The 4,415-nt window shown below is 71.8% G+C and carries 4 protein-coding genes; all 4 read right to left on the bottom strand.

Annotation, left to right across the window (positions count from 1 at the left end):
* Nucleotides 1-170: 170 nt before the first annotated feature.
* On the bottom strand, nucleotides 171-1,628 hold the full coding sequence (locus ACFWGJ_RS42355; protein WP_387334293.1) for an MFS transporter: 1,458 nt from the start codon (nucleotides 1,626-1,628) through the stop codon (nucleotides 171-173).
* Nucleotides 1,629-1,819: 191 nt separating this feature from the next.
* Complete coding sequence (gene fbaA / locus ACFWGJ_RS42350) at nucleotides 1,820-2,842, bottom strand: class II fructose-bisphosphate aldolase (protein WP_387334292.1); 1,023 nt, start codon at nucleotides 2,840-2,842, stop codon at nucleotides 1,820-1,822.
* Nucleotides 2,843-2,963: 121 nt separating this feature from the next.
* Nucleotides 2,964-3,515 carry an orotate phosphoribosyltransferase gene (pyrE, locus tag ACFWGJ_RS42345; RefSeq protein ID WP_387334290.1) on the bottom strand — a complete coding sequence of 184 codons (552 nt, stop codon included), beginning with the start codon at nucleotides 3,513-3,515 and terminating at the stop codon, nucleotides 2,964-2,966.
* Between the two features lie 10 nt (nucleotides 3,516-3,525).
* Nucleotides 3,526-4,329, bottom strand: coding sequence for an aldose 1-epimerase (locus tag ACFWGJ_RS42340; RefSeq protein WP_387334289.1), 804 nt, complete (start codon nucleotides 4,327-4,329; stop codon nucleotides 3,526-3,528).
* Nucleotides 4,330-4,415: the final 86 nt, after the last annotated feature.

The raw sequence follows: 4,415 nt of genomic DNA, 5'->3' as shown, positions 1-4,415 counted from the left end.
GTCGAGTCCGCCGCCCCCGTGCATACGGCTCTCAATTGGAGGGTCGGGCTCTTCTGCGGGAGCCCTACGCGGCGGACTTTCGACGTACCGGCACGGCCCGCTCCCTGGTCTCGTCGACGGGTGCCGGTCATCCGACCCGTCGACCGGTGCGGGGATGGAGAGAGGGCGGGCTACTCCAGCCGTCCCCGTGAGCGGTTCGGCTCCAGCGGCGGAGCCGTGATGCTGCCGTGTGTGAGGCATTCCGGCCGCAGACAGCCGGGCGGGGGCTTGCGCACGGTCGCGAGGGCGATCACCGCGCCCACCACGAGGATGCCCGCGCACAGGGGCATGGCCCGCCGGAACGCGTCGTCGAAGGCGTCCGCCGACCGGTACGCCTCCTCGCCCATCCCGGCCAGCAGCGGCAGCGCGGCCACCGCGACGAGACCGGCGGCGCGGGCCGCCGCGTTGTTGATGCCGCTGGCGAGCCCCGCCCGGCCGGTGTCCACGGAGGCCAGCACGGTCGCGGTGAGGGGCGCCACCAGCGTCACCATGCCGGTGCCGAGCACCAGGACGGCGGGCAGCACATCGGCCGCGTACGAGGCGTCCTCGCCCACTCGCAGCATCAGCAGCATCCCGCTCGCGCACAGCAGCGGGCCGACGGTGAGCGGGATGCGTGGGCCGATGCGCTGGGCCAGCTCGCCCGAGCGGGCCGACAGCAGCAGCATCAGGACCGTGGTCGGCAGCAGCGCCGTACCGGCGCCGAGGGCCGAGTAGCCGGCCACGACCTGGAGCTGGACCGCGGAGAGGAAGAAGAACCCGCCGAAGGCCGCGTACACGCACAGGGTGACGACGTTGACCGCGGTGAACTGGCGGGACGCGAAGATGTCCAGCGGCATCATCGGGTCGGGCCGCCGCTTCTCCACGGCCACGAAGGCGACGCCCGCCGCGACCCCGGCCGCCGCCGTCACCGCGACGACGGGCACCGAGCCGCCGGGCGCCTCGATGAGGGCGTACGTCACCAGGGCCAGCGACAGTGCGCCGAGGGCGGCGCCGAGCACGTCGAAGCCGCGCCCGTGGACCCGGTCGTCCTTCGACTCCGGTACGTGTCTCAGGGCGATCGGGGCGCACAGCAGGGCGAGCGGCACGTTCAGCAGGAACACCCAGCGCCAGCCGGGGCCGTCCACCAGCCAGCCGCCCAGGAACGGGCCGACCGCCGCGCCGATACCGCCGAACCCGGACCACAGGCCGACGGCCCGCGCCCGGTCCTCGGGGTGGAACGACGCCTGGATGAGGGCCAGCGAGCCGGGCGTGAGCAGCGCCCCGCCGACGCCCTGGAGGGCGCGGGCGGCGACCAGCACCCCCGCGTTCGGAGCGAGCCCGCACAGCAGGGAGGCCGCCGCGAACCACACCACGCCGACGACGAAGACCTTCCGCCGCCCGAAGCGGTCACCCAGGGCGCCGCCCAGCAGGATGAGGCCCGCGAGGGTCAGCATGTAGGCGTTGACGGTCCACTGGAGGCCGGCCAGGTCGGCGTCGAGGTCGCGGCCGATCGTCGGCAGCGCCACGTTCACCACGGTCGAGTCGAGCATCGCCATGCTGGATCCGAGGACTGTGGTCAGCAGGATCCACTTGCCCGTGGAGGAGGACATCCGGACGGCCGGGGACGGCGCCGGAGAGGAAGCCGGGGACGGCGCCGGGGAGGAGGCCGGCGACGGGGCCGGGGACTCCTTCGACGGGTCCGGTGGGGGCGTTGGGGCAGCCATGTTCCGGATCATACGGACATACGGCGGGGCCCGGCCGTCCCTGTGGACAACCGGGCCCCGCCTACGCGAACAGGCGCTTACTTGATCTTCGTACCCGTGGAACGCAGGTGGCCGCAGGCCTGCGTGACGCGCGCGGCCATCGAGCCCTCGGCGAGCTTGCCCCAGGTGCGGGGGTCGTACGTCTTCTTGTTGCCGACCTCGCCGTCGACCTTCAGGACGCCGTCGTAGTTGCGGAACATGTGGTCCGCGACCGGGCGCGTGAACGCGTACTGGGTGTCCGTGTCGATGTTCATCTTCACGACGCCGTTCTCCAGGGCCGTGCGGATCTCCTCCTCGGAGGAGCCGGAGCCGCCGTGGAAGACGAAGTCGAACGGGGACGGCTTGTTGTACTTCGCCGCCACGCCCTCGTTCAGCTCCTTGAGGAGCTCGGGGCGCAGGACGACGTTGCCCGGCTTGTAGACGCCGTGCACGTTGCCGAAGGACGCGGCCAGCAGGTAGCGGCCCTTCTCGCCCAGGCCCAGGGCCTCGACCGTACGGAACGCGTCGTCGACCGTCGTGTAGAGGGAGTCGTTGATCTCGTGCGAGACGCCGTCCTCCTCGCCACCGGTCGGGGTGATCTCCACCTCAAGGATGATCTTCGCGGCGGCGGCGCGGGCCAGCAGCTCCTGGGCGATGGCCAGGTTGTCGTCGAGGGTCTCCGCGGAGCCGTCCCACATGTGGGACTGGAACAGCGGGTTCTGCCCGGCCTTGACGCGCTCCTCGGAGACCGCGAGCAGCGGACGTACGTACCCGTCGAGCTTGTCCTTCGGGCAGTGGTCCGTGTGCAGGGCGACCGTGACGTCGTACTTCGTGGCGACGATGTGCGCGAACTCGGCCAGTGCCACCGCGCCGGTGACCATGTCCTTCTTGTACTGGCCGCCCAGGAACTCCGCACCGCCGGTGGAGATCTGGATGATGCCGTCGCTCTCGGCCTCCGCGAAGCCGCGGAGCGCAGCGTGCAGGGTCTGCGTCGAGGTCACGTTGATGGCCGGGTAGGCGAACTTGCCTGCCTTCGCCCGGTCGAGCATCTCGTTGTAGACCTCGGGGGTTGCGATGGGCATCTGTCCGCTCCTTGTATGTGCGGGTGGCGTTCTGCTGAGAACCCTGACCTAGGGGGCGACGTCATCGTCGGCCCCATCTTTCCAGACATGACCGGATGCTCCGGCCCCCCTCGGTACTCGCTCAGGCGAGACCGAGTTCGTCCTTGGAGTACGCGAACAGGTACGGGACGCCGGCGGCTTCCTGGATCTTCTCCGCGGCGCCGGTGGCGCGGTCGACGATGGTCGCCACGGCGACGACCTCCGCGCCCGCCTCGCGCACGGCCTCGACGGCGGCAAGCGGGGAGCCGCCGGTCGTCGAGGTGTCCTCGACGACGAGCACGCGGCGGCCCGCGATGTCCGGGCCCTCGACCCTGCGCTGCAGGCCGTGCGCCTTCGCCTCCTTGCGGACGACGAAGGCGTCGACGCGCCGGCCGCGCGCGTGGGCGGCGTGCAGCAGGGCCCCGGCCACCGGGTCGGCGCCCATGGTGAGGCCGCCGACCGCGTCGAAGTCCAGGTCCGCCGTCAGGTCGAGCAGCACCTGGCCGACCAGCGGGGCGGCCTCGCCGTCCAGGGTCACCCGCCGCAGGTCGACGTAGTAGTCGGCCTCGATCCCGGAGGAGAGGGTCACCTTGCCGTGCACCACGGCCTTGTCCTTGATCTGCTGCAGCAGCTCGCCACGCACGTCGTCGCTCATGGGGGTCAGCTTAGAGGCGGCGCCAGGTCCAGGTGGTGGCGGCTTCCAGGGGGTCGATGGGGGTGACCAGGCGGGGCGCGGTGTTGAGACCGTTGGGCGGGCCGGTCTGCGGCTCCACGCACACGGCGGCCTCCTGCTCGTCGTACACGACGACCCACTGCTCGCGGCTGGCCACGTTCAGCTCCAGCCGGCCCGGCCAGGTGAGGGTGACGTCGACGCCGTCGGGCATCCCGAAGCAGTCGTCCCAGGGGCCGGGAAGGGGGGCGATCCGGTGGCCGGTCGGCAGATGGTCGTCGCCGCGCTCCTCCTGCCAGTCGGCGCGGAAGTCGACGCGCACGCCCTCGTCTTCCCCTTCCCCTCCCGCCAGGGTGCGGTTGAACCAGGGGTGCCACCCGATCTGCGCCGGAAAGGAATCGCCGTACGTCTCCACCGCCATGGTGAGCGTCAGGGAGTCCTCGGTCAGCTTGACGACCTGGGTGACACGGCCGGCGTACGGCCAGGGGTCGACGAGGTCGTACGTGATGACGGCCTCGTCGGCGCTCTTGCGGGCGATGCGCCAGGCGGCGTCGCGGGCGGTGCCGTGGATGGCGTGGGGTGGGGAGTTGAGGGGGAGCTGGTGGGGGGTGGAGCCGTTCAGGAAGCGGCCGTCCCTGGTGCGGCCGCACCACGGGACCATGGGGAAGCAGCCGAACTTGGGGCCCTGGCGCAGCAGTTCGACGCCGTCGACTTTCAGTCCGCCGATCCGTCCGCCGTTGCCCGGCTGCACGGTCGCTTGCGCGTCGCCGGCGGTCAGCGTGATGTCTTCGTTACTCACGCGACGACCCTACGGGGTGCAACCCGCCATCCGGGCCCCAGCCCCCGATCCCGGGTCACGCACCCCGCAAGGGGCAGGTGCCCCGT

It is taken from the genome of Streptomyces sp. NPDC060205, from assembly GCF_042728395.1.
Classification (GTDB): Bacteria; Actinomycetota; Actinomycetes; order Streptomycetales; family Streptomycetaceae; genus Streptomyces.
Note: the sequence above shows the minus strand (reverse complement) of the source record. Positions and strands in the feature narration are given on the sequence as shown.